This is a genomic window from Burkholderia sp. BCC1985, assembly GCF_905339915.1.
GTDB lineage: Bacteria > Pseudomonadota > Gammaproteobacteria > Burkholderiales > Burkholderiaceae > Burkholderia.
The window spans coordinates 1-1,301 of the sequence record NZ_CAJPGY010000113.1; the positions used below are offsets into that span (position 1 = coordinate 1).

The 1,301-nt window shown below is 66.3% G+C and carries 1 protein-coding gene and 1 pseudogene; both read right to left on the bottom strand.

Annotated features, from left to right (window positions below; genetic code table 11):
* A pseudogene (locus U4Z31_RS36865) lies at positions 1-189 on the bottom strand (ABC transporter ATP-binding protein); the annotation flags it as partial.
* 22 nt (positions 190-211) lie between these two features.
* A partial coding sequence (locus U4Z31_RS36870; protein WP_321812983.1) for an ABC transporter permease subunit occupies positions 212-1,301 on the bottom strand: 1,090 nt, incomplete at its 5' end.

Consider the following 1,301-nt stretch of genomic DNA (forward strand, 5'->3'; position numbering starts at 1 on the left):
GCCAGAACGGCCGAGCAGCCCGACGATCTCGCCTTCGCGCAGCGACAGGTTCGCGTCGTCGAGCACGAGCAACTCGCCCTGCGTCTTGTTGAAGCCGCGGCAGACGTGATCGACGCGCAGGATTTCCTCACCGAGGCGCGGCGGCTGGGACGTCTGGACGGGGGCGTTTACAGCATTCGGATTGTGCATCGCGTTTCGCTCTCAATCGGTCTCAGTCGAGCCGCAGCTTCGCTTCGGCGAAGGCATACAGCGGGCGCCACAGCAGGCGGTTGAACAGGGTGACGAACAGGGACATCACGGCGATGCCCAGGATGATCTTCGGAAAGTCGCCGGCGGCGGTGGTCTGCGCGATATACGCGCCGAGGCCGTGCGCCTCGATCTTGGTCGAGCCCCACTGCACCGCTTCCGACACGATGCTCGCGTTCCACGCGCCGCCCGAGGCGGTGATCGCACCGGTCACGTAGTAAGGGAAGATGCCGGGCAGGATCGCCTGGCGCCACCACTGCCAGCCGCGGATTCGGAAGTTCGTCGCGGCTTCGCGATAGTCGTTCGGATAGGACGTGGCGCCGGCGATCACGTTGAACAGGATATACCACTGCGTGCCGAGCACGATCAGCGGCGACAGCCAGATGTCGGGGTTCAGGTGGAAGCGCGCGATCACGATCACGAACACCGGGAACAGCAGGTTCGCCGGGAACGCGGCAAGGAACTGCGCGAGCGGCTGCAGCTTCTCGGCCAGCTTCGGGCGCAGCCCGACCCACACGCCGATCGGCACCCAGATCACCGACGCGATCGAGATCAGCACGACCACGCGCAGCAGCGTGATGAGCCCGAGCGCGACGACGTGCCCGACCTCCCCCATCGTCACGCCGGTCGACACGAAGCTGACGACGCGCCACACGATATAGGCCGTGCCGAGCAGCAAGAGCGCCGCCCATGCGATGTCGACCGTGCGCGATGCCTTCTTCTCGACCTTCGGCAGCGAGAAGCGCATTGCGCCCGACAGCGGCAGGCGCAGCGGAATCCGCGCCGCCTTCGCGAAGAACCAGCCGGCCGGCACGAGCAGCTGGTGAATCAGGCGCGTGCGGCGCACGAGGTCGAGCAGCCAGGATTGCGGCGCATCGCCCGATGCGGTGTTCTCCATCCGGAACTTGTCGGCCCATGCGATCAGCGGGCGGAACAGGAACTGGTCGTACGCGAGGATCACGACCGTCATCGTCAGGATCACCCAGCCGATCGCGCCGAGGTTCTTGTCCGAGATCGCCTGCGCGAGATACGCGCCGATGCCCGGCAGCGTGATG